The sequence below is a fragment of the Kineococcus sp. AC630 genome (assembly GCF_979255925.1).
Genome location: NZ_CEEDMJ010000011.1, coordinates 165859 through 188800, shown reverse-complemented (window position 1 = coordinate 188800; position 22942 = coordinate 165859). Strand labels below are relative to the sequence as shown.

Genomic DNA, 22942 nt, shown 5'->3' with positions numbered 1-22942 from the left:
CCCCTCGGCCCCCGCCGCCCGCCGGCTCGCGCTCGACCTCGCCCCCGTCTTCGGGACCGAGCGTCTGCGCACCGCCACCGGACCGGTCCCCGGCGCCCGGGTCCTCGAAGCCGTCTCCACACCCACTCCCGGAGGGAGGTCCTGATGGCCAACCTCATCAGCGCCGAACAACTCACCGTCGTCCACGGCTCGCGCACCCTGCTGGACGGGGTGTCGCTGGGGGTCTCCGACGGGGACCGCATCGGCGTCGTCGGCCGCAACGGCGACGGCAAGTCGACCCTGCTGCGCCTGCTCGCGAAGTCCCAGGAGGCCGACGGTGGTCGCGTCACCCACACCGGGGGGCTGCGGATGGGGATGCTGTCCCAGACCGACACCCTGGCGCCGGGGGCCACCGTCCGCGAGGCCGTCCTGGGCGACCAACCGGCCCACGCCTGGGCCTCGCAGTCGCGCATCCGCGACGTCGTGGCCGGGCTGCTGGGCGACCTCGAGGCCTCCGACGTCGGGGGCCTGGAGGCCGTCGTCTCCACGCTGTCCGGGGGGCAGCGCCGTCGCGTCGCGCTCGCCGCGCTGCTCGCCGACGACCACGACCTCGTCGTCCTCGACGAACCGACCAACCACCTCGACGTCGAGGGCGTGGCCTGGCTGGCCGAGCACCTGCGCACCCGCTGGCCGCTCGGGTCCGGCGCGCTGCTGGTCGTCACCCACGACCGGTGGTTCCTCGACGCGGTCTGCGAGCGCGTCTGGGAGGTCCACGACGGGGTCGTCGACCCCTACGAGGGCGGGTACGCCGCCTACGTCCTGACCCGGGCCGAACGCTCCCGCGTCGCCGCCGTGACGGAGGAGCGCCGGCAGAACCTGCTGCGCAAGGAGCTCGCGTGGCTGCGCCGCGGGGCGCCGGCCCGCACGAGCAAACCGCGCTTCCGCATCGACGCCGCCAACGCCCTCATCGAGGACGTCCCACCGCTGCGCGACACCGTCGAGCTCGCGAAGATGGCCACCACCCGCCTCGGCAAGGACGTCGTCGACCTCGAGGACGTCACGCTCGCCTTCCGCGGCAAGACGCTGCTCGACGAGGTGACCTGGCGGTTGGGGCCGGGCGACCGGATCGGGATCGTGGGTGTCAACGGCGCCGGGAAGTCCTCGCTGCTGCGCCTGGTCAACGACACGCTGGAACCGGACTCCGGGCGGGTGAAGCGCGGGTCGACCGTCGTCGTCGCCACGCTCACCCAGGAGGTGCTCGAGCTCGACGAGGTCGGCGAGCTGCGGGCCCTGGAGGCCGTGGACAAGGTCGCCAGCCACGTCCGCCTCGGGGACCGCGACGTGCCGGCGGGACAGCTGCTGGAGCGGCTCGGGTTCACGGCCCAGCGGGCCTGGACCCGCGTCGACGACCTCTCCGGCGGTGAACGTCGTCGGCTGCAGCTGCTGCGGCTGCTGATGGCCGAGCCGAACGTCCTGCTCCTGGACGAGCCGACGAACGACCTCGACACCGACACCCTGGCCGCCGTCGAGGACCTCCTCGACGGGTGGCCGGGCACGCTCGTCGTCGTCAGCCACGACCGGTACCTGCTCGAGCGGATCACCGACCGCCAGGTGGCGCTGCTGGGCGACGGGGCCGTGCGTGACCTGCCGAACGGGGTGGAGGAGTACCTGCAGCGCCGTGCCGTGCTGAAGGCCGCGGGCCAGGCTCGACCTGCACCTGCGGCCCAGGGTGCGGCGGTGACCGCCGTCGACGGGGCCGCCGTGCGGGCCGCGCGCAAGGAGATGGGCCGCATCGAACGGCGGCTGCAGAAGCTCGACCAGCGCGAGGTGGAGCTGCACGCGCAGATGGTCGAGAAGGCCACCGACGTGGCCGCGGTGACCACGCTGGACGCCGAGCTGCGCTCCCTGAGCGCGGAGCGGGAGCACCTCGAGGAGAGCTGGCTGGAGGCCTCCGAGCTGGCGGAGTGACGCGCTGCGGGGCCGGCGAGCGTTTCGATCACTGACAGTTGTGTCTGATGACCATTGCGTCGAACGGGTGACGCCATCCGGACGATTCCTGCACCAGGACGGTGACGCGACCTGCCACGCCTTGCGTCGTTCGGGTGGCTCTCCCCTACTCTGAGCCACGCACCGGTAGTCCACACGTGGGGGCGTCGACCGCCGGTGACGCGCCTGGCGATCAGGTGCGACGTACCAGTCCAGGGGGGACTTTGAGCATCAGCGACGTACCCGGCACCAGAACGTCACCGGGGGAGTTGGACGACCAGCTCCTCGGGACCTCGCCGGCGGACGACCTGTCCGATCCCGTCCGGCGTGAACGTCTGCTCGTCCCTCGTCAGCGGAACACCTTCGGCTTCGCCGAACGCACGCCCGCCTGGCAGCGCACCTACGTCCAGAAGATCATCGCCGTCGACGCGCTGGCCGCCGCGTTCGCCGCCTTCGTCGGCTTCTTCGCCCGGTTCAACGACAGCCCCGCCAACCTCGCCACGACCTCCGGTCGGGCCGTCGTGGCCTGCGCGGTCCTGCTGCCCGTCCTCTGGGTCGTGGCCATGGGCGCCCTGCGGACCTACGAACCCCGCTTCCTGGGGGTCGGCTCCGAGGAGTTCCACCGCGTCCTGACGGCTGCGCTGGCCTTCGTCGCCCTCGTCGGGACGAGCTCGTGGGCCTTCGGCCTCGAGATCGCCCGCGGCTACGTCGTCGTCGCCTTCCCCATCGCGACGCTCCTCACGCTCATCGGCCGCTACGCGCTGCGCCAGCAGTTGCACGCCGCGCGCACCCGCGGTGAGGCCGGCCAGACCGTCGTCGCCGTCGGCCACCGCGCCGGTGTCGCGGCGATGGCCCGCCAGCTGCACCGCGCCAGCTACCACGGCATGCGGATCGTCGGGGCCTGCGTCCCCGGCGGCCAGGGCAGCGCCGCCGACGACGCCGAGCTCACCGAGCTGGGCATCCCGGTCATCGGCAGCCTCGACGACGTCCGGCACGCCGTCACCAGCGTGGACGCCGACGTCGTCCTCGTCACCGCTTCGCCCGAGCTCGACGGCCCGGGCCTGCGCCGCCTCGGCTGGGAGCTGGAGGCCACCCGCGCCGACCTCGTCGTGGCTCCCGCCCTGACCGAGGTCATCGGCCCGCGCGTCGCCATCCGGCCCGTCTGCGGCCTGCCGCTGCTGCACGTGGAGCGTCCCGAGCTCGAGGGTGTGCGCCGACTGGCGAAGACCACCGTGGACCGCGTCTCGGCCGCCACCGCGCTCGTCGTGCTCAGCCCGCTGATCCTGGTCCTCGCCCTGGCCATCAAGCTCGACAGCCGTGGCCCGGTGTTCTTCAAGCAGCAGCGCGTCGGCAAGGACGGCAAGACCTTCCCGATGATGAAGTTCCGCTCGATGGTCACCGACGCGGAGAAGCTGCTCATCGACCTGCGCGAGTCCACCGACGGCAACGGCGTGCTCTTCAAGATGAAGGTCGACCCGCGAATCACCCGCATCGGCCGCGTCCTGCGCCGCTACTCCATCGACGAGCTCCCGCAGCTCATCAACGTCGTCCGCGGCGAGATGTCCCTGGTGGGCCCGCGCCCGCCGCTGCAGAAGGAGGTCGACGAGTACGGCTACGACATGCGTCGCCGCCTGCTCGTCAAGCCGGGTCTGACCGGTCTGTGGCAGATCAACGGCCGCTCCGACCTGGACTGGGACGAGTCGGTGCGCCTCGACGTCCGCTACGTCGAGAACTGGTCCTTCACGTTCGACTTCATGATCCTGTGGAAGACCGCCGGGGCCGTGCTCCGGGGACGCGGAGCGTACTGATGTCGCGCCGTGGGGCCTACTGAGCGCTCCCACCACGCTCACCGGAAGCTCACTCGAAGGGCGCCGACACCCGCCGCAGCAACGTGGCGAGTGCCCGGCGCTCTTCGCGTGGCAGCACGTCCAGCATGTGGTGCTCGGCGTCGACGAGGTCGGCCAGCGCGGCGTCGACGACGGCCGAACCGGCCGGGGTGAGCCGGACCCGGACGCTGCGCCGGTCGTCGGGGTCCGGTCGGCGCTCGACCAGACCCCGCGAGGTCAGCCGGTCGACGCGGTTGGTCATCGTGCCGCTCGTCACCAGGGTCTCCACCAGCAGCTGACCCGGGGACAGCTCGTGCGGGTGGCCGGCCCGGCGCAGGGCCGCGAGGACGTCGAACTCCCACGTCTCGAGCTCGTGGGCGCTGAAGGCGTTGCGGCGCAACCTGTCCAGGTGGCGGGCCAGGCGGGCGACCCGGGAGAGGACCTCCAGGGGCTCGACGTCCAGCTGCGGGGCCTCGCGCCGCCAGGCGGCGACGATCAGGTCGACCTCGTCCGAGCTCCGCGTCAGGTCCTGCGTCGCGTCCGCACCCGGGTCAGGCGAGGTCACGGGGCGCCTCCTCCGGCTCGGCCGGTCGCGAGCGGGACGAGAGCCGCGGTTCGGCCTCCAGACCGGTCAGCCCGTTCCAGGCGAGGTTCACCAGGTGCGCGGCGACCTCCTCCTTGTCCGGCTCCCGGGTGTCCAGCCACCACTGGCCGGTCATCGCGACCATCCCCACCAGCATCTGGGCGTACATCCCGGAACGCTCCGGGGAGTACCCGCGCGCCGCGAAGGCGTCGACCAGCAGGTGCTCGACCTGGCGGGCGATGTCGGAGATGAGACTGGCGAAGCTCCCCGTGGCCTGGGTGACGGGGGAGTCGCGGACCAGGATGCGGAAACCGTCGGTGGAGCCCTCGATGTAGTCGAGCAGCGCGATCGTCGCCCGTTCCAGCAACGTGCGTGGACTGCCGCGACCGGACAGGGACCGGGTGATCGCGCCGAGCAGAGCGGCGATCTCGCGGTCCACGACGACCGCGTAGAGACCTTCCTTGCCCCCGAAGTGCTCGTAGACCACCGGTTTCGACACGCCCGCCGCGGCCGCGATCTCCTCGACCGAGGTCCCCTCGACGCCCTTGGCGGCGAAGAGCGCCCGCCCGACCCCGATGAGCTGCTCGCGACGCTCGCCACCGGTCATGCGGGACCGGGATCGTCCGCTGGGGGCTGGCGTCACGGGCCCATCCTGCCCTGCTGGGCCGAAGGGGTGGTCGCACGGGTGCGGACCGCGAGCCCGTGGAGGACTGGCATCATGGTCCGCGACAGCTGTCCCGGGTGGTGTAACGGCAGCACGGCGGGTTTTGGTCTCGTCCAGTAGGGGTTCGAATCCTCTCCCGGGAGCTCGTGCGGGTGTCCGTCGCAACCTGCAGGGGCCGATATCCTCGGCACCGTCCGCCGACGTCACCCCAGCCGCGAGGAGCGCGCCCCGCGTGACCACCCAGCCCGCCGCCGTCATCGTCCTCGCCGCGGGTGAGGGCACCCGGATGAAGTCGGCCACCCCGAAGGTCCTGCACCCGCTCGGTGGACGTCCCCTCGTCGGGCACGCCCTGCGCGCCGCGCGGTCCACCGGCCCCGGGCACCTCGTGCTCGTGCTGCGCCACCAGGCCGAGCGGGTCCGCGCGGCGCTCGCCGAAGACTTCCCCGAGGCGCGGATCGCGCTGCAGGACGAGGTCCCCGGCACCGGCCGCGCCGTCCAGTGCGGCCTCGACGCCCTCCCCGACGACCTCACCGGCACCGTCCTGGTCACCTACGGCGACGTGCCGCTGCTCTCGGGGGAGACCCTGGAGCGGCTCACCCGGGTCCACACCGAGGGCGCCAACGCCATGACCGTCCTCACCGCCCTGCTGGGCGACCCCACCGGCTACGGCCGGGTGCTGCGCGACGAGAACGGCGTCAGCGCCATCGTCGAGCAGAAGGACGCCACCGAGGACCAGCGGGCCGTGCGCGAGGTGAACTCCGGCGTCTACGCCTTCGAGGTCACCGCCCTGCGGGCCGCGCTCGCCGGGGTCGGTCGCGACAACGCCGCGGGCGAGGTCTACCTGACCGACGTCCTCGCGCTCATCCGCTCCGCCGGCGGCCGCGTCGAGGCCCTCGCCCTCGAGGACGAGTGGGAGATCCGCGGGGTCAACGACCGCGTCCAGCTCGCCGACCTCGCCGCCGAGGCCAACCGCCGGACGCTGCGGCGCTGGATGCTCGCCGGCGTCACGATCGTGGACCCGTCGACCACCTGGATCGACGCCGACGTCACCCTCGAACCCGACGTGACGATCCGCCCCGGCGTGCAGCTGCACGGGAGCACCCGCGTCGCCACGGGCGCCGTCGTCGGCCCCGACTGCACCCTCACCGACGTCGAGGTCGGCGCCGGCGCGGTGCTCGAGCGCACCCACGGCTCCTCGGCCGTCATCGGTGCGGGCGCCCAGGTCGGTCCCTTCGCCTACCTCCGCCCGGGCACGCGCCTGGGCGCGGACGGCAAGATCGGCACCTTCGTCGAGACGAAGAACGCCACCATCGGCCGGGGCTCGAAGGTGCCGCACCTGTCCTACGTCGGCGACGCGACGATCGGCGAGCACTCCAACATCGGGGCCGCGTCCGTCTTCGTGAACTACGACGGGGTCCGCAAGGCCCACACCACCGTCGGCGACCACGTGCGGATGGGCTCGGACAACATGTACGTCGCTCCCGTCACCGTCGGCGACGGCGCCTACTCCGGGGCCGGCACCGTGATCCGCAAGGACGTCCCCGCCGGGGCGCTCGCGATCAACGTGGCTCCCCAGCGCAACATGGAGGGCTGGACCCTCTCCAGGCGCCCAGGAACTCCCGCGGCCGAAGCGGCGCAGCGGGCGAACGAGCAGAGCAGCACGGACAGGGAGAGCCAGTCATGACCGGTATCACCACCACGGGCGAGAAGCGGATGGTGCTCATCTCCGGGCGAGCGCACCCGGAACTCGCGGAGGAGGTGTCGGCCGCACTCGGTGCCGAACTCGTCCCGACCAGCGCCTACGACTTCGCCAACTCCGAGATCTACGTCCGCTTCGAGGAGAGCGTCCGCGGCTCCGACGCGTTCGTCATCCAGAGCCACACCTCGAACGTCAACCAGTGGATCATGGAACACCTGATCATGGTCGACGCGCTGAAGCGGGCCTCCGCCAAGCGGATCACCGTCGTCGCGCCGTTCTACGGCTACGCCCGCCAGGACAAGAAGGGCCGCGGCCGCGAGCCGATCTCGGCCCGCCTCATCGCCGACATGTTCAAGACCGCCGGGGCGGACCGCCTCATGTCCGTCGACCTGCACACCGCGCAGATCCAGGGCTTCTTCGACGGTCCCGTCGACCACCTGTGGGCGCTGCCGCTGCTCGCCGACCACGTCGGCAAGCGCGTCGACCGCTCCAACATCACCATCGTCTCCCCGGACGCGGGCCGGGTGCGCGTCGCCGACCTGTGGTCGGACCGCCTGGGCGCCCCGCTGGCGATCATCCACAAGCGTCGCGACCCCAACGTGCCGAACCAGGTGAAGGTGCACGAGGTCGTCGGTGACGTCGAGGGCCGCACCTGCGTGCTCGTCGACGACCTCATCGACACCGCCGGCACCATCGTCCAGGCCGCCGAGGCCCTCATGGCCAACGGCGCCGCCGACGTCATCGCGACCGCGACGCACGCCGTGCTCTCCGGCCCGGCGATCGACCGCCTGAAGAACTCGCCGATCTCCGAGCTGGTCGTGACCAACACGCTGCCGATCTCGGAGTCCCAGCAGTTCCCGCAGCTGACCGTGCTGAGCATCGCCCCGCTGCTGGCCCGCGCGATCCGCGAGGTCTTCGACGACGGCTCGGTCACGTCGCTCTTCGACGGCCACAGCTGAGACGCGGGAGCAGCGACCGTGGTGCCTCGCTCCTCCCGCGGGAGCGCCGTTCCCGGAGGTCGGACGTCGATGACCAACACTGAGGACCCGGTCCGGTCGACGACGGACCGGGTCACCGGGTTGCTGCTCGGGAGTGTGCGGAGGGTTCGGACCCTCCTCGTGACGCGAGCGGTGACCACTCTCGGTCCCACCGTCACAGGGCACATCGCTGATCGAGTGTCCCGTTCGGCGAGCGGCCTGGTGCGCCCGAGCGTCTCCGAGGTCGTAGGCAACTACGTCCGTGGACAAGTGCTCTTCGGAAGAGATCCTTACTTCCGCTGGGAGCGCTTCCCGGAGCGCAGCGTCATCACGGCCGAGTCCGCGAGGGTGCCGCGCGAATCGCGCAGGTTGCAACGGCGCGGTGCCGTGGAGATCCGCTTCGACCAGGACTTCGACGCCGTGGTCCAGCACTGTGCCCGCGGCCGCAGCGGCTGGCTCACACCCGCGGTGATCGACGTCTACCGGGAGGTGCACGCACAGGGCTTCACCGCCACCGTGGAGGCGTACCACCAAGGGAAGCTCGTCGGTGGTTTCTGGGGCATCGAAGTGGGTACGACCCTTGCCATCATGAGCATGTTCCACCTCGAGGACGACGCAGGGACGCTCGCACTGGCCGCCGCGATCGAGGTGCTCAACAGCGGGACGCGCTGGCAGGTCATCGACTGCGGATATCCCCAGAAGGGGCACTTCACGAGGCACGGAGCAGTTCTGGTACCCGAGCTGCACTTCACAGAGCTGGTGGCGAAGGGTCTCCGTCCCCGGGAGGTTGAACCCGAGCGGTGACCGCGAGGAGAACGCGGCCTGACCGGGAACGGGGAACGGTGCTTCACTTCGCCCATGCGCGCTCACGTACCGGGAGAGGGAAACCCTGTCGGACCCCGGGTCCGACTGCGTCCAGCGGAGGACCCGGGTGAGTGGGACTACATCGTGGACCGCTCGCCCGGGTCCACGGCATTCCACCGCTGGCAGTGGCTGACCGTCCAGGCGGCGGTCAACGGATGGCGGTTCGTGCCGCTGGTCGTCTGTGTGGACCGGGCGCCCCTGGGGGTCGCGCCTCAGCTCCTCGTCCGGCGGGGTCCTCTGCTCGTCCGGGCCGAGGCACCCTTCCCCTACGTGGGGCCGCTCGTGCCCGCCGGTGTGCTGACGGCCGCCCTCGAGGCCACCACGTCCTGGGCACGTTCCCGCCTGGTCGCAGTCCTCCGGGCGGAGTTCGCTCCGGGTACTTCTCCTGAGGACGACGTGCTGTCTGCGCGGGGGTTCTCCTGCGCGAACGCCACGACGATGGTGCTCGACCTCTCGCACGGCTCGGAGTCCGAGTTCTGGCGACGCGTTCGCCGCCAAACCCGTCAGAGCGCGGCCAGGGCGAAGAACGCGGGAGTCGTGGTCCGACCGGCCGAGGGGCACGAGGTGGCCACCTGGTTGCCGCAGCAGCTCGACGAGGCCTACGGTGCGCACGGTCTCCCGTCTCCGTACGCGCCCGGTGCCGGACGTGCTGTGTGGAACGCCTACGGGGCTCGTGACGACGCGGTGTTCCTGGCTGCGACCGTCGATGGCGAACCGGCGGGGATCATCACCGGCTTCGGCCACGGAGAGACGGTCTTCGGCTGGGCCGGCGGGGGTTTCCGTGCCTATCGGGACGCGCACCCCAACGTCCTCCTCGTTGCGGGAGTGGTGCGGTGGGCCCTGGATCGGGGGTACCGCCGTCTCGATCTCGTCGGTTCGGTCACCCCCGAGATCGCCCGGTTCAAACGCAGCCTGGGAGCCGAGGAGGAGGCCTACCTCGTCGCGCACTCGATCCCCTCGCGATCCTTGAACGCAGCCCGGAGGCTGCAGCAGGCCATTCGCGTGCAGTGAGCGGGGGTGGGGTCGAGTGGACGGAGCGACGATCGTCGAGCCCCGCCCGAGTAGTTCCGTGTCACTGTTCAGGAAACTTTCTCCTGCGCTGCGACATCCGCTACTCTCCTGGAGCGCGCTCAGCGATGGGCGTGCGGCTGACCGGCAGGTCCTGTGCGTGCTGCACGTGGCTCACCGAAGAGGTCCAGGCCATCCACCCGAGGATCGAACGCCTGCGCAGTCAGAAGAGCCGGGGGGCTTTCGCATTTATGATCCAATGTTCCAGCCTCCGCGGGGTGATCGTCAGGGTCCGCTGCGGGCGTGACGACCTCGTCCGCCGGACCAGCGAGCCGGCGCTCTCGGCCTACTACTCGGCCTACACCACGCACCGCATCGACGAGGACAACTACATTGCACGGCATCTGAGCGACAGCCTCGCCGCCCTCGTGGCCTTGGCGCGTCTGCCCGTCCTGACCGCCGTCCTCGGTGGAGGCGTGGAAGCTGCGGCCATCCAAGGGGCCCTGCAGCAGGTCTCCGGACTCTTCGGCGTGCGGCGGTTCTCGGCCGGTCAGGCGGTCCTCCACGTCCCGAAGGACGCGGCGGACTACCTCGTGGGTGCGCGGAAGCAGACGCTCCGGCGCAAGATCCGGTCCGCCCGACGAGCAGGTGTGACGTGGCGTCCGGTGGTCGACGTCGACGAACGCCGAGCTTTGCTGGTCCGTGCCGATGAGGCTGAACGAAACCACCCCGACGAGCAGTACCGCATTGCCGAACCCGACAACGCGGACATGTTGAACTACGCATTGTGGTTGGTTGCATACTCCGCGGCAGGAGAACCTCTCCTGCTGTCAGTCACACCGATCGACGGCGAGTGGGGTTGGTTGCGGTACTTCCGGACCTTGGGCACCGGAACGGCCCACAGCGACAGCCGGTACCTCATGTGCGAGGTGCTCGTCGAGCACCTCGCAGCGCAGGGTGTGCGGTACCTCTTCGACGCGACGAACCCCATCGGCCTGCCGGACGGGCTGCGTCAGTTCCAACGCATGGTGGGTTTTCGACTGGCCCACATCTCCACAGCGGCGGCAGGCGAGCGCACGAGGGCTGGTCTCGAGGCCGCCGGCCTCGTCCTGGATCGGTTCTGCAGGGAACCGCTCACCGCTTCCGGGAGAGCATCGCGACCAGTCGTTCACGCCCGAGACGGAGATCGGTCAGCACCTCCGACGGACTGAACGCGGACCCGGCGCTGAAGTGCTCCTCCTGCCGGAGGAAAGCGAGCGAGGCCACCAGGGTCGCTGCGGAGGCGGCGAGGGTCGTGGCGGCGGCGCCGACGGCGCCATGGGTGGTCAGGGTGGACAAGAGACCAACGATGGTCACCACGAGCCCGAACAGCTGGCTGATACTCGCCGCCAGGGGCCGGTTCGCCGCCTGGAGGCCGGACTGCAGGACCCCGGCCGTGATGCCCAGGACCACGGCGACAAGCAGGATTCGCAACACCGTGCCGGCGGCGCGAAACTCTTCTCCGTACACCAGGCCCAACAACCACGGCGCTCCCGCGAAGAGCGGTACTGCGACGCACACGGAGAGGAACGTCATCATCCTCGTCATCCGTACGACGAAGAAGGACCCTTCACGCGACCCGCGGTGCACGGCTGCGGGCAGCACGACGTTGCCCATGACACCGACCACCGAGAGCAGGATGTTGGCCACGTTGGTCGCCACCGAGTACAGCCCGATCGCGCTGTAGGGCAGGACCGTCGGCATGATGATGGTCGCGAGCCGAGTGCTGATCAGCCCACCCACCAACGAACCCTGGACCTTCAGGCCGAAGCTCGCCGACGTCCGCGCCGAGGACTTCTGCGGCCGACCGAACCCGACCGTGCGGTGGATCCTCACCAGCGCGTAGCCGGTGGCGATCGCGGTGGAGCCTGCGGTCGCGGCGAGGACCTCGACGACTCCCAGGGCGTCGACCAGGGCCAAAGCGACCACCATCGCCATGTAGGTGACGGGCTGCAGGAACTGGGCCACGTTGCGCCCGGTGTAGTCCTGACACCCGGCCAAGACCGCGAGCAGCAGTGAACTGGCCACGTTGAGGTAGACGCTGAGCACGAAGTAGCGGCCGAGGGTGATCGTCGTGTCTGACGCCGACTGAGCGAGCACGGGAAGCAACAGTTCCGCCGCGACCGCGCTGATCGTGCCCAGGAGGAGCGCCATCAGCAGCGCGGTCGAAGCAATCCGCTGGGACCGCTCCCGTTTCGTGTCCCGCGCCGCGAGGTAGGTGACTCCCTCGTTGATGCCGAGCCCGCCGAGCCAGCCGATCGTCTGCACGAAGGTCACCAGGAAGCTGAACTGCCCTCGTCCTTCGGCTCCCAGAGCCCGAGTCACCAGCACACCGGTCACGAGGTTGATGAGCACCACGCCGACGCTGAGTACACCCGTGGTCGCGATGTGACGCGTCAGCGAGTGCCGCTCACCGTCTGCCATCCCACCTCCGCCGAGTGCAGCGGCCTCCAGGGATTCGGACCCAGCTGTCTGCCGCGAATGTAGCAGGAGGCCTTCTGTGCCGAGGTCGGCTCGAGGCGATGAGGTGGTCGTGTGCAGGAACGGCTGCACTTCCTGAGGAACCCGGGAGAAACTCCACCAGCGTGACATCATGACCTCGTCCCCGCCGCCCGGTCCTCCCGGACGGCGGCCGTACCGGTGCTTCGTGCAACCTTCGCGCCCGGTGTGCACGCGGTGGCGGGGTCGTCGCTGCGGTGCACACCTCGTGCGCCGGCTCAGGGAGGACACAGGACATGGACGTGCGCAGCTTGGCCCGCACCGCCGTGCGGTACCGCTGGCTCGTGGTGGCTGCTGCCCTCCTCGGCGGGCTGTTGGCGCTGGTGGCACACCTCACGACCGCGGAGGTCTACAGCTCCTCCTCGAGCGTTCTCCTGAAACCCAACGACCCTGCCGAACGGGTCACCGACGCTCCGGGTGGGTTCTTCGATCCTGACCGCTACAACACCGCGCAGGTCGGGGTGATGACCAGCCCAGACGTGATCACCCTCGCCGCGACGGCCATGGGGGGCGGAACCCAGCCGGAGGACGTCCGTTCCGCCGTCACCGTTGCCTCGTCCTCGGCGAGCGATGTCGTCACGGTCACCGCGTCCGCAGGCAACCCCGATCGAGCGGCGGAGATCGCCAACGCCCTGAGCCAGGCGTACATCGACTACAACCGCACCACGACCGTCGCTTCCCTCCAGGCGGCTGCAGCGGGTATCCAGACCCAGCTCGACCAGCTCTCCCAGCGCATCGAGGAGCTGGACGGTCAGGACGCAGCGTCCAGCGACGTGAGGGACGCCTCGACGGAGCAGTTCTCCACGCTCTACGCCCAGCAGCAGGACCTCCTCATCAACGCCAGCCTGGCTCGTGGGGAAGCGCAGGTCGTCGCCCCGGCTGAACCGGCTGCAGCTCCCCAGGGCTTGAGCCTGGTCTCCGTGCTGTGGCTCGGGTTGCTGCTCGGCGGCGTCGTGGGCCTCGGGGTGGCCTTCGTCCGTGACGCGTTCCAGGACCGCCTCGCCGACGACGCGGACGTGGAGCGGGCCAGCGGGCTCGAGGTCCTGGCGGAGGTGCCGGTCGAGACCGGGCGCTCCGAACCGGGTGGCGCACGCCAGCTCCCCCTGCCCACCCGGGGAGCGTTGGCCGACGCGGTGCGGGGGTTGCGCGCAGTGCTCGTCGTGACCGGGGGAGAAGCCGCCTCGACGCTGTTGGTGGCGAGCCCGACGCCCGATGAGGCGACCGTGATCGTGACTGCGAACCTGGCCGCCGCCCACGCCCGCACCGGTTCTCGTGTCGTCCTCGTCGCTGCTGACGCCACGGGCGGAGGTGTGGAGTCCGCCCTCGGGGTCGACGTCAGACCTGACGGACTCTTCTCCCTGCTAGCGGGCCGGTCTGCGGCCGCCGAGGCCGGAGGTGCCCTCCCGCAGCGCGCCGAACTGTTGAGCTTCCTGGACACCACCGTCGTCGACGTCCCGCACCTGGGGTTCTCGGTGCTGCCCGCGGGGGAGGTCCGGCGCGACCGTTCGAACCTGCTCACCTCATCCGCGGCGGTCGAGGTCATGGGCTTGCTGCGAGAACGGTTCGACGTCGTCCTGATCCTCGCCCCCCCGTTGCTGGAGGGGCCGGACACCGCGTTGCTCGCCTCTTCCACCGGCGGGCCCGTGCTGGTGGTGGCCTCCACCAACACCCGACGCCGCGACCTCACGCGTGCAGTCACCGTGCTCGGTCAGTACCGGGCCCAGGTCCTCGGAACGGTCCTGAGCCGCGTCAGGCCAGCCGGTCGGCGGCGCTGGTCACTCCGATCCCTCGTCGCGAAGGCGCCCGAGCACGCCGGGTCGGCTCCCCTGCGTCACGGTCACCAGTCCCGCCTCCGTCGGCTCGAGGCACGGCGGAAGGGGTGAAGACACCGCCCGCGGAGCAGGAGTCCTCACGGCGGGATCCCTCCCTCACCGGGGCGGGCTGGGCGGTGGGCCTCTCGTGCGTGGTGGGCCTCATCGGTTACACCGGGGGCGCTGCGAGTGCGCTTCAGTACTTCTACCCCGTGGTAGCCGTGGTGGTTGCCGTGTGGTTCTTGCACCGTCACGACGACGGGGCCTTCCTCGAGTTCGTCCTGTGGTTGTGGCTGCTCTCCCCCGAGGTTCGACGGGTGCTCGACTTCCGCTCCGGATGGCACTCCCTGAGCCCGGTCATGCTGGCAGCCCCCGTCGCCACCTTGTGCTGCCTGCTCCCCGCCCTGCGTCAGCGGCGTCCCGTCCACCCCTCCAGCGCTGTTCTCCTGGGCGTCACCCTCGTCGCCCTCGCGTACGCGACGATCGTCGGCGTCGTGCGCCGTGGTCCGGCCGCCCCCGCCGCTGACCTCCTGCAGTGGTTGCCGCCGTTCGCCCTGGGGCTGTGGCTCGCGAACGCAGGTCCATCCGACCGCGTCGTGCGATCCGTCCTCTCTCGCACCGCGGTCGTGGGGACGATCGTCCTGGGGGCCTACGGCCTGGTCCAGTTCCTCGTCGTACCCCCGTGGGACGTCTCCTGGATGGAGAACGCACCCCTGGCCTCGATCGGCTCGCCGGAACCCTTCGAGGTGCGCATCTGGAGCACCTTGAACTCGCCCGGCCCGCTGGCCACCGTGTTGATCGTCTCGACGACCCTCGCCATCGCCTCTCGGTCCCGGCTGCGCTGGCCGGCGTTCGCCCTCGGAGTCGCCGGGATGGCCTTGTCGCTGGTGCGGGCGGCCTGGATCGGTTTCGTCGTGACCGTGCTGGTGCTGGGAACGCGGTCACGAGCCCTTGTCGGCCGGGTTCTCATCGCGACGCTGGTGCTCCTGGGCGTGATGGTCGCGATCGGGGGCCCGGTGCGTGACGCGGTGCTCGACCGCTTCGACAGCAGCGTCCAGTCCGGCAGCCAGGACGAGAGCTTCGCTGAGCGGTGGGAATTCCACCGGCAGATGCTCCCTCAGGTGCTCCGGGCGCCGCTCGGCCAAGGACTGGGCGCGTCGGGTGTGGCGACCAAGGCCGCCAACGCCGGCGCCCTCGGGCAGAACGGAGACTTCGACGGTGGGGCGTTGCAGGTGTGGTTCACCTTCGGTGCGGTCACGGGCACCGTCTTGCTCCTCGTCCTCCTCGTCGCGGTCGTCGCGGCCTGGTCGCGCAGCGCCGCCGGGGACCGGTTCACGCAGGCGTGCGCCGCCGTAGCCGTCGGACTGGTGTCCCAACTGGTGTTCGGCAACCCGTTCGTCTCGGTCTCGGGGCTGTTCCTGTGGGCCGTGCTCGGCGTGGGTGCTCGCGCTCGGCCACCGGGTCCGTAGGGCCGAGGATCAACCGTCCGTGATTCGAACCAGGCGCACTTCCGGGGACACGGTGACCTCGGCGGACACCTGGCCGCTGAGGTCGACGCCGGGGCCGTCGTCCGTCAACGCGTGCACCGATCGCAGCACCCGACCCTCACCCGCCGACACGCAGACCACCGTCTCGAGGTGTTCGCGGGTTCTGCGTGCCCGTTCGTCCCAGACGGACCGCTCGAGCCAGAGGGCGGTGAAGGCCGTGCCGTCGGACTTCTGGAGCGTGATGCTTCGCAGGTCGTCTCCACCGCCGTCGACCTGCGGCGTGGGACGGAGCCCGACAGGGCGCCGGGTGGTGTCGGCGAGCAGAGACGTCAGGCGCCGCAGAGCGGTGAAGGCGGGCTTCTCCGTCAGGTCGTTGCGAAGCAAGCCGAAGTTCGTTTCGCTCCTCGCGGCGCCGGCATCCGGGTGTTCGTCCAGGAGTTCGTAGGTGAACGTACGCAGAACACCCTGTCGAAAGTTCTCCAGGTACTGTCGTGGGAGGTAGATCGCCTGCACGTCCTCGGGGACCCCGGGTTGGCCGTCGGTGTTCCCGACGGCCGTCGTGTACCCGGTCTCGGTGCACATGACAGGTGACCTCCCCACCAGCTCCGCTGCCAGCGCGAGCTCCGAACCGAGGTGTTCGGCCGTCGGCGCCGCACCGCCCGTGTAGGAGTGGAGGTTGCCGAGATCAGCCGCTACTCGGCCGAGGTGGGCGCGGCTCCCGTGCTGGGTGAGGGACGGAGCCAGGACGGGAACGATCGATCCTGCCCTGCCGCGGGACACCAGTGACGCCAGGTCCTTCTGGTAGGCGCGCAGGTTGACGATCCAGTCAGGGTCTCCCGACAAGTCGTACTCGTTGGGGCCCTCGAGGGTCCGCACTCCTTCCGGCAGGATCGAACGGAGTGCCCCCAGCTCGCGGCGGAGACCACCCGCCGAACCTGGTCCGGGGTCGGGGGTCCCGATGAGGAGGTTGAAGCGGATGCCGGTAGCCACCAGGCTGCGCATCCGCGGGTGGACGTCAGTGCGGTCCGCCTGCCACGCGTCACGCACGTTGGTGATGCCGGCTCTGCGCAAGGCGGCGAGCACGGCGAGGACGTTCGCGTACGGGGTGTCGAGGTAGTTCAGGTGGATGTTGACCCCGATGGAGTCGAGGAAGTCCGGAGCCGTGCGCACCGGTGCGGGTTCCACGGCCGGTCCTCCCTCATCCGGCCGGTTCGTCACAGACGCGATCACAGCTCCTCCAACGACGAGCGATCCGGCGCCCAGGACCACGGCGCGCCGGGAGGGGCGGCCCCTCGGGCCTGCTGTCCGCGCGCCCCGGCCTGGAGCTGTGGACCCACTGCTCACCGAGGAGGTTCGTGCGGTGGGGGAGTACCGCCCGCCTGCCATTGGAGCTCGTAGAGCTTCACCTCCACGAGGAACTCGTAGAGCGCCCAGAACCCGGCCACGGCGACTCCGGGCGTGCCCTTGCGGAGCAGACCACGTCCCACCAGTTCGAGAGCGGCGTGTCCGAGCGGACGCCAAGCCAGGCGCCGGGTGGAGAAGCGCTGGCCGTCACGAAAGCGGCTGGTGGCCTCGAGGTCCGTGTAGCGGTCGAACCGGCGGAGGTGGTCGCTCACACTGCGGAAGCCGAAGTGCCAGAGCGGTCCGTCGAGCCGCCCGACCCGCTGGCCCACCACCAGACGCTCGTGCACGTCGGTCTCGGTCACCGAGGCCGCGGCGCGGCGGGCCAGTCGCAGCTGCACGTCCGGTCCCACCCAGCGACCGAGGAAGTCGCCGGTGCGAGACAACTCGTACCCGTCCGCCGGGTCGGAGGAGGCGACGACCTTCGCGATGGACGCAGCCAGCTGGGGACTGACCACCTCGTCGGCGTCGAGGAAGAACACCCAATCGCCTCGCGCGTGCTCGAGGGCGAACGCCCGCTGCGCTGCGTACCCGGGCCACGGGTTCTCCAGGACCTCGCAGCCCGCAGCGCGGCAGATCTCCTGCGTCCCGTCGGTGCTACCCCCGTCCACGACGAGCACCTCGCTGGCGAACGCCCGGCAGGAGGTCACAGCGGCGCCGACCCGGGCGGCCTCGTCCTGCACGATCAGCAGGGCCGTGACCGTCGGGCCCGCATCCAGTCCAAGATCACCGGTCTGCGTCGTAACGCACGCCGAAACGCCGCCGAGAGTCACGTTCTGTGACGGCCCGACGTCTCGGGTACCTCCATCCGGGTGAATCACGGCACTCCTCATCGCTCGATCGGTCAAGGCGCTACAGCTCGCACGTGGCTTCCGCCGACGTCAAGGGCATCGGCGGCCGTCCGGGGCGCCCACCCCCCTGAGGTTCCTGATGAGATTGTTCCACGCCCGCTTCACCCGCACCGCCAGTTCACTCGCCCTGGTGGCAGTGACCGGTTCCGCCCTCCTGGCCCAGGCTCCCGCCAGCGAGGCAGCTACCCCGGGGCCGGTCACCGCGCGGGCGGCGGACGCGTTCGTCGACTCCATCGGGGTGAACACCCACTTCGGGTACGGCGACAAGTCCTACGGCGACTTCCCCTTGGTGAAGTCGCGACTCGTGAATTCGGGAATCCGCAACATCCGTGACGGTGTCGGGGTGAACCAGGACTGGTTGTACGACCGCATCAACGAGCTCGCGAAGTCTGGTGTCAAGACCAACCTCCAACTGGGGCGACCCTTCAACGGCAAGTGGTCCAACGTGAGTGGAGACGCGTTCTCCACGACGAACAACCCCGCCGGGACCCTGGACCAGTTGCTACCGCTGGTCAAGAACCAGCTCGCAGGCTCGATCGCCAGTGTCGAGGGACCCAACGAGTACGACAACGCAGGGGATCCGAACTGGGCCGCGAACCTCAAGACCTACCAGCAGCGTCTCTACTCCGCGCTGAAGAGCGACCCGGCTACCGCTTCGCTCCCCGTCGTCGCACCCTCGCTCGTCTTCGCTGAGAGCCGTAGCGAGTTGGGCGCGGTGCCGGCCGACCGCGGGAACATGCACAACTACACCGGAGGACAGATGGAGTCCGGTGCCCACCTCGACGGTGAGCTCGCGCTCGCAGGGATCGTCTCCGGAGGGAAGCCGACGTGGTCGACGGAGAGCAACTCCAACACCGCGGTGTCCTCCGCGGGCAACCAGCCCGGCATCAGTGAGGAGGCGCAGTCCGTCTACACCTTGCGCCAGTTCACGGAGAGCTGGCGCAAGGGCGTCGACCGCAGCTACATCTACGAGCTGATGGACGAGTCGAACAACCCCTCCGACGCGGAGCAGACCTGGGGAATCGTGCGGGCGGATGGGACGCCCAAGGCGGCCTACACCTCGGTGAAGAACATGATCGGGCTGCTCAGCGACCAGGGGACCGCCTTCACGCCGGGTGCGCTCTCGTACCAGCTCGACGGAGCCACCGACCGTACGCGTCAGATCCTCCTGCAGAAGCGCGACGGCTCGTTCTGGCTCGCCGTGTGGCAGGAGGACTCCGTCTGGAACACCACCACCAGGACGAGGATCACCCCTGCTGCGGTTCCCGTGAGGTTGACCCTCGGTTCCCGCGCATCGTCGATCTCCACGTTCCGTCCTTCCAGCGGGACGAACGCTTTGAGCGCGGCCGCTGACGCTTCGCAACTGCAGTTCTCCTCGGGTGCGGACGTGACCCTCGTCCGGGTGAGCGGTACCGGCAGCACGACGACGCCGGCCACGACGGCGACGGTCACCCCGACTCCGCGTAGCAGCCGTCCAGCCGTTCGCATCAACGCAGGTGGCCCGGCGGTCTCCGACGGCGGGTTCGCCTGGGCCGCCGACAAGGGTTTCGGTGGCGGCCACCCGGAAGGACCTGACGGGGGCATCACCTCGGCCACCGCGGTGACCGACCGCGATGCGCGCGTCGGGGCCACCGGCTACGCCGTCCCCGTCGCCAACGGCAAGTACAGCCTCCGGTTGCACCTCACCGAGATGTACTTCACCGCCCCACAGCGCCGCTTGTTCGACGTCACCGCAGAGGGACGGACGATCGCCTCGGGCGTGGACATCTACGCGCGAGCGGGCGCCAAGAACCGCACCACCGTCTTGACCGTCCCGGTCTCCGTCAGCGACGGCACGTTCAACCTGGGTTTCGTGAACAAGGTCAACCAGGCGACGGTGAGCGGCATCGAGCTGATCCCCGCCACCTGAGACCCGGTCCGACCTCACCCGTGCGCCCCCGCCGACTTCCCGGCGGGGGCGCTCCGCATCGTGGGGAAGCGCCCGGCCCGGACGTCGACCAGGCCGGCGACCTGCCCGCGCAGGGACGGCAGCAGGCGACGGGCTACGCCGTCCTCGCGGCGCACCACGGCGAGCCCCGCGCGAACCAGACCCGGGGAGGACCGGTCACCCACCAGCAGACCGTAGACGGCGCGACGGGGCAGCAGGTCCCGCCGCCCAGCCAGCAGGGCGACGACGAGGTTGTAAGCCTCATCGCGCACGGCGGCAGCGCTCGGGCGCAGGCGGTGGTCGGCGTCGAAGCGCTCCCCGTGGAAGTGGTCCACGAGCGCGTCGGGCACGTACAGCAACCGTCCGCCCCGGCTCCGGGCCCACTGCGAGACGAGGATCTCGAAGTGGACCTGGGCTCCGCTGCCGCGCATGTCGACCGGCAAGGCCAGGGACTCCCGCCGGAACGCCATGTTCACCCCTTTGAGCACCTCCACCTCGACGACGGGACCCACCCCCACGTGGTGGTTGCCGAGGTGACGCCCCCATGCCGTGAACCGACCCACCTCGCTGGAAGGTCGGTCTGCGTCCCGTGTCGGCGGGTGGGCGACGTCCCTCCCTCCCACCCCGCTGACCCCCGGGTCGGAGAAGTGGGGGAGCAGGGTCTCCAGCCACTCTGGCCTGGGCACGGCGTCGTCGTCGGTGAAAGCGATCACGTCGTCCTCGGCGGCGGAGACCCCGGCCCGCATCGCGGCCAGGACGCCCGGCTCCGAGACCACGACCTCGTCCACCTCCGAACGCCACCGGCTCAGCAGTTCCGCCGTCCCCCGATCGGTGTCGCGCCGCACGACCACGACGTGTTCCGCTCGCCGGTGCTGGGCCCGCAGCCCTTCTAGACAGCGCTGGAGCTGGTCGGGCCGCAGGTAGGTCGGGACCACCACCGAGCAGCTGGGCTCGCCCGCCGCCAGCCCGCTCACCGGCGCAGCTCCTGGTAGACCGCACGCATCATCGGGGCGATCTCCTCGGGCCGGTAGTCGCGGGCCCGGCGCAAGCCCGCGGCGGCCAGGGAGACGCGCAGGTCGGGGTCTCCCGCCAGGCGTGTCAGCGCTCGTGCGAGCTCCTCCACGTCACCGGGGGCGTGCAGGACGCCGTCGACACCGTCGGTGAGGATCTCCAGCGGACCGCCCGCGCCGGCGGCGATCACCGGGACGCCCGCCGCGAGGGCCTCGACGATCACCTGCCCGAAGGGCTCGGGCGTGGTGGAGGCGTGCACGAGCACGTCGAGCTCCGCCAGTTGTTCGCTCACGTCGTCGACGAAACCGGTGAACCGAACGCGGTCGGCGACGCCGAGCCGGTCCGCGAGGGACTGCAGCTCAGTCAGGAGGTCGTCCTCGCCGAACAGCGCCGACCCGATGATCCGGGCCTCCACCTCTCCGGTTGGGAACGCCTGGGCGAAGGCCCGCAGGAAGACGTGCTGCCCCTTCCAGGGGGCCAGGCGACCCACGATCCCGAAGCGCAGCGGTCCCTCGCGGCGCGGAGCGCTCACCGTGGTGGGCGGTGCGTAGGGGTCTGGCACAACACGTCCCGGGCGCCGCCGGGACAGGTGCAGCGTGCCCAACGTAGCCTCGGAGTTGGCGACCACGACGGAGGGCAGCAGACGCGCCAGGGTCCGTACGAGCACCACGGCCGGTCGCGGCATGTAATCTTCGGCCACCCGGTCGCGCGCGTGCCACACGACCGGCAGACCGACCAACCGCCCAGCGAGGGAACCGTAGATCGCCGACTTCAACGAGTTGGTGTGCACCACGTCGGGCTTCAACTCGTGCAGCCGCTGCGCCAGCCGAGCTGCGTACAGCGCGGTGTGGGCCGCTGATGCCAGGGGCAGCGTGCGGGTCGTGACGGCCGAACGTCCCAGGGATCGAGTGCCCTCCGGCAGCGCCATGACCTCCACGCTCGTGCCGGCCTCCCGCAGTCGCTGGGCGAAGGGACCGTCCTCGGCGAGGATCACGTGGCCCTCCACGTCGTCCATCCCTTCGACGAGCCGGCCCAGGGCGATCTCCCCGCCCGAGAGCTTCGCGCAGTGGTCGATGAACGCCACGCGGACCCGAGCGGGTACGGGCCGAGCGTCGTCGCCCGCCGCGGCGTCGCGAGCCTCCCGGTACACCTCGAGGTGGCGGTCAACGGCCTCGGACCAGGTGAACCGCTCGGCGTGAGCACGACATGCTCCGGGGTCCGGCACGTCCCCGCTCAGGGCGGAGGTCAGCCGGTCGGCGAAGAGGTCGACGCGCCCGGCGGGGACGACCAGGGAGGGGGAGAGGCCGCGGACCACCTCGGGTAGTCCCCCGACGTCCGTGACGATGACGGGGGTGCCGGTGGCCAGTGCCTCCACCACCGCCAGGCCGAAGCCCTCCAGGGCCAGGGACGGCAGAACCGCGAGGTCCGCGGCCCGGTAGTGGTCGACCAGCGATCCTTCGTCGATCCGGCCCAGCAGGCGCACGGAACCGGCGAGACCGAGTTCGTCGATCCGGTCCTGCAGCGCCGTGCGCTCGGGTCCCTCCCCGGAGATCAGCAGCAGGTCGTCCTGCTGGTGGGGCATGTCGTTCCAGGCGTCGAGCAGCAGGCTCAGGCCCATCCGTGGCACGAGGCGACGGGCGGTGAACACGACGCGCCGCCGAGCGTCCAGCCCGAGGCGTTCGCGCGCTCCGGCGCGGTCGGGGGTGAACCGGGCGAGGTCCACGCCCGGTGCGATGACGCGGATGCGGTCGGGCGACACTCCGTAGCGTTCGCTCAGCAGGGTTGCGAACGCTTCTGAGAGCACGACCAGGCGGTGTGCGCGTCGGTAGACGAGGAGTTCGAGGAGACGCTTGGCGCGGACCACGGTCGTGGTGGATTCACCTGCCGCAACGCTCTCGTCCGCCCACGGGCCGTGGAAGTGGACGACGAGGGGGGTACGCCGCAGGCTGCCGAGCAGCGTGGGCCACGCGGCGTACAACGCGAAGTGGGCGTCGGCGACATCGGCGCTGGCACCGGCTCTGCGCACGGCGTCGCTGTAGCGCCTCAGCCGGCGTAGCAGGGAGTCGGAGTCTGGGGCGGCGACCTCCACGCCCGAGAGGGCGGAGTCGGCCGGACCCACGACCACCGTTCGCACGGGTTGCCGGCGCTCCACCAGGGCGTGGTGCAGGTCCTGCACGTACCGGTTGACTCCTCCCGGTCTGTCCCAGCCGAGTCCGAGGAGCACCAGAGCGAGCTCAGGTCGTGTCGGGGTGGTGTCGTCGGGGGAGTTCGGGGTGCAGCGGCGGTTCATGCGTCTCTCATCGTGTCGAGGACCGTGGATCGAGCCGGCC

The 22942-nt window shown here is 70.7% G+C and carries 17 protein-coding genes and 1 tRNA gene; 11 read left to right on the top strand and 7 right to left on the bottom strand.

Features of this window, described 5'->3' with window-relative positions; all coding sequences use genetic code 11:
* Positions 1 to 144: 144 nt before the first annotated feature.
* Both AC0I8G_RS13745 and AC0I8G_RS13740 read left to right on the top strand, forming a co-directional pair.
* Complete coding sequence (locus tag AC0I8G_RS13745; protein ID WP_471730399.1) at positions 145 to 1947, top strand: ABC-F family ATP-binding cassette domain-containing protein; 1803 nt, start codon at positions 145 to 147, stop codon at positions 1945 to 1947.
* Positions 1948 to 2273: 326 nt separating this feature from the next.
* The gene (locus AC0I8G_RS13740) at positions 2274 to 3773 is read left to right on the top strand and encodes a sugar transferase (RefSeq protein WP_471730407.1); all 1500 of its coding nucleotides are present in this window, start codon (positions 2274 to 2276) and stop codon (positions 3771 to 3773) included.
* A gap of 49 nt (positions 3774 to 3822) precedes the next feature.
* On the opposite strand, the gene AC0I8G_RS13735 is transcribed toward AC0I8G_RS13740, so the two are convergent.
* Together AC0I8G_RS13735 and AC0I8G_RS13730 are read right to left on the bottom strand one after the other, a co-directional pair.
* Positions 3823 to 4317, bottom strand: coding sequence for a MarR family winged helix-turn-helix transcriptional regulator (locus AC0I8G_RS13735; RefSeq protein ID WP_380162419.1), 495 nt, complete (start codon positions 4315 to 4317; stop codon positions 3823 to 3825).
* Positions 4318 to 4342: 25 nt separating this feature from the next.
* Positions 4343 to 4981 (bottom strand): TetR family transcriptional regulator, encoded by a 639-nt coding sequence (locus AC0I8G_RS13730; RefSeq protein ID WP_380259230.1) that lies wholly within the window; start codon positions 4979 to 4981, stop codon positions 4343 to 4345.
* A 128-nt stretch (positions 4982 to 5109) separates the two neighbouring features.
* Between AC0I8G_RS13730 and AC0I8G_RS13725 the strand changes: the two genes are divergently transcribed.
* From AC0I8G_RS13725 to AC0I8G_RS13700, 6 genes are all read left to right on the top strand, one after another.
* Positions 5110 to 5181, top strand: a tRNA-Gln gene (locus tag AC0I8G_RS13725).
* Between the two features lie 89 nt (positions 5182 to 5270).
* Positions 5271 to 6722, top strand: coding sequence for a bifunctional UDP-N-acetylglucosamine diphosphorylase/glucosamine-1-phosphate N-acetyltransferase GlmU (gene glmU, locus AC0I8G_RS13720; protein ID WP_471730398.1), 1452 nt, complete (start codon positions 5271 to 5273; stop codon positions 6720 to 6722).
* Complete coding sequence (locus AC0I8G_RS13715; RefSeq protein WP_328292500.1) at positions 6719 to 7696, top strand: ribose-phosphate diphosphokinase; 978 nt, start codon at positions 6719 to 6721, stop codon at positions 7694 to 7696. Before glmU ends, AC0I8G_RS13715 begins: the two co-directional genes overlap by 4 nt.
* Positions 7697 to 7765: 69 nt before the next feature.
* Positions 7766 to 8518, top strand: a complete 753-nt coding sequence (locus AC0I8G_RS13710; RefSeq protein WP_471730397.1) for a hypothetical protein — start codon at positions 7766 to 7768, stop codon at positions 8516 to 8518.
* 144 nt (positions 8519 to 8662) lie between these two features.
* A complete protein-coding gene (locus AC0I8G_RS13705) occupies positions 8663 to 9589 on the top strand; it encodes a GNAT family N-acetyltransferase (RefSeq protein ID WP_471730396.1) in 927 nt (308 codons plus the stop codon).
* Between the two features lie 275 nt (positions 9590 to 9864).
* The gene (locus tag AC0I8G_RS13700; protein ID WP_471730395.1) at positions 9865 to 10797 is read left to right on the top strand and encodes a hypothetical protein; all 933 of its coding nucleotides are present in this window, start codon (positions 9865 to 9867) and stop codon (positions 10795 to 10797) included.
* Here the strand turns inward: AC0I8G_RS13700 and AC0I8G_RS13695 are convergent.
* Positions 10721 to 12298 (bottom strand): oligosaccharide flippase family protein, encoded by a 1578-nt coding sequence (locus AC0I8G_RS13695; protein ID WP_471730394.1) that lies wholly within the window; start codon positions 12296 to 12298, stop codon positions 10721 to 10723. The two genes, AC0I8G_RS13700 and AC0I8G_RS13695, sit on opposite strands and share 77 nt — an antisense overlap.
* A 62-nt stretch (positions 12299 to 12360) precedes the next feature.
* Here AC0I8G_RS13695 and AC0I8G_RS13690 point away from each other — a divergent pair, with 62 nt between their 5' ends.
* Together AC0I8G_RS13690 and AC0I8G_RS13685 are read left to right on the top strand one after the other, a co-directional pair.
* Positions 12361 to 14007 (top strand): CpsD/CapB family tyrosine-protein kinase, encoded by a 1647-nt coding sequence (locus tag AC0I8G_RS13690; RefSeq protein WP_471730393.1) that lies wholly within the window; start codon positions 12361 to 12363, stop codon positions 14005 to 14007.
* A gap of 161 nt (positions 14008 to 14168) precedes the next feature.
* Positions 14169 to 15404, top strand: a complete 1236-nt coding sequence (locus AC0I8G_RS13685) for an O-antigen ligase family protein (protein ID WP_471730392.1) — start codon at positions 14169 to 14171, stop codon at positions 15402 to 15404.
* A 9-nt stretch (positions 15405 to 15413) separates the two neighbouring features.
* Here AC0I8G_RS13685 and AC0I8G_RS13680 read toward each other — a convergent pair whose 3' ends face one another.
* Entirely contained in the window at positions 15414 to 16607 is a 1194-nt protein-coding gene (locus AC0I8G_RS13680) for a hypothetical protein (RefSeq protein WP_471730391.1), read from the bottom strand.
* Between the two features lie 155 nt (positions 16608 to 16762).
* Complete coding sequence (locus tag AC0I8G_RS13675; RefSeq protein ID WP_471730390.1) at positions 16763 to 17506, bottom strand: glycosyltransferase family 2 protein; 744 nt, start codon at positions 17504 to 17506, stop codon at positions 16763 to 16765.
* Positions 17507 to 17753: 247 nt separating this feature from the next.
* On the opposite strand from AC0I8G_RS13675, the gene AC0I8G_RS13670 reads away from it, so the two are divergent.
* Positions 17754 to 19583 carry a malectin domain-containing carbohydrate-binding protein gene (locus tag AC0I8G_RS13670; protein WP_471730389.1) on the top strand — a complete coding sequence of 610 codons (1830 nt, stop codon included), beginning with the start codon at positions 17754 to 17756 and terminating at the stop codon, positions 19581 to 19583.
* 14 nt (positions 19584 to 19597) lie between these two features.
* On the opposite strand, the gene AC0I8G_RS13665 is transcribed toward AC0I8G_RS13670, so the two are convergent.
* The gene (locus AC0I8G_RS13665) at positions 19598 to 20575 is read right to left on the bottom strand and encodes a glycosyltransferase family 2 protein (protein ID WP_471730388.1); all 978 of its coding nucleotides are present in this window, start codon (positions 20573 to 20575) and stop codon (positions 19598 to 19600) included.
* Positions 20572 to 22902 (bottom strand): glycosyltransferase family 4 protein, encoded by a 2331-nt coding sequence (locus AC0I8G_RS13660; protein WP_471730387.1) that lies wholly within the window; start codon positions 22900 to 22902, stop codon positions 20572 to 20574. The genes AC0I8G_RS13665 and AC0I8G_RS13660 overlap by 4 nt, the downstream gene beginning before the upstream one ends.
* Positions 22903 to 22942 lie beyond the last annotated feature (40 nt).

What these genes read in the sequence shown, in the direction of transcription:
- AC0I8G_RS13730 (WP_380259230.1), bottom strand. Translation starts at nt 4,981, where the DNA reads ATGACCGGTGGCGAGCGTCGCGAGCAGCTCATCGGGGTCGGGCGGGCG.
- AC0I8G_RS13745 (WP_471730399.1), top strand. Translation starts at nt 145, where the DNA reads ATGGCCAACCTCATCAGCGCCGAACAACTCACCGTCGTCCACGGCTCG.
- AC0I8G_RS13690 (WP_471730393.1), top strand. Translation starts at nt 12,361, where the DNA reads ATGGACGTGCGCAGCTTGGCCCGCACCGCCGTGCGGTACCGCTGGCTC.
- AC0I8G_RS13660 (WP_471730387.1), bottom strand. Translation starts at nt 22,902, where the DNA reads ATGAACCGCCGCTGCACCCCGAACTCCCCCGACGACACCACCCCGACA.
- AC0I8G_RS13710 (WP_471730397.1), top strand. Translation starts at nt 7,766, where the DNA reads ATGACCAACACTGAGGACCCGGTCCGGTCGACGACGGACCGGGTCACC.
- AC0I8G_RS13670 (WP_471730389.1), top strand. Translation starts at nt 17,754, where the DNA reads ATGAGATTGTTCCACGCCCGCTTCACCCGCACCGCCAGTTCACTCGCC.
- AC0I8G_RS13715 (WP_328292500.1), top strand. Translation starts at nt 6,719, where the DNA reads ATGACCGGTATCACCACCACGGGCGAGAAGCGGATGGTGCTCATCTCC.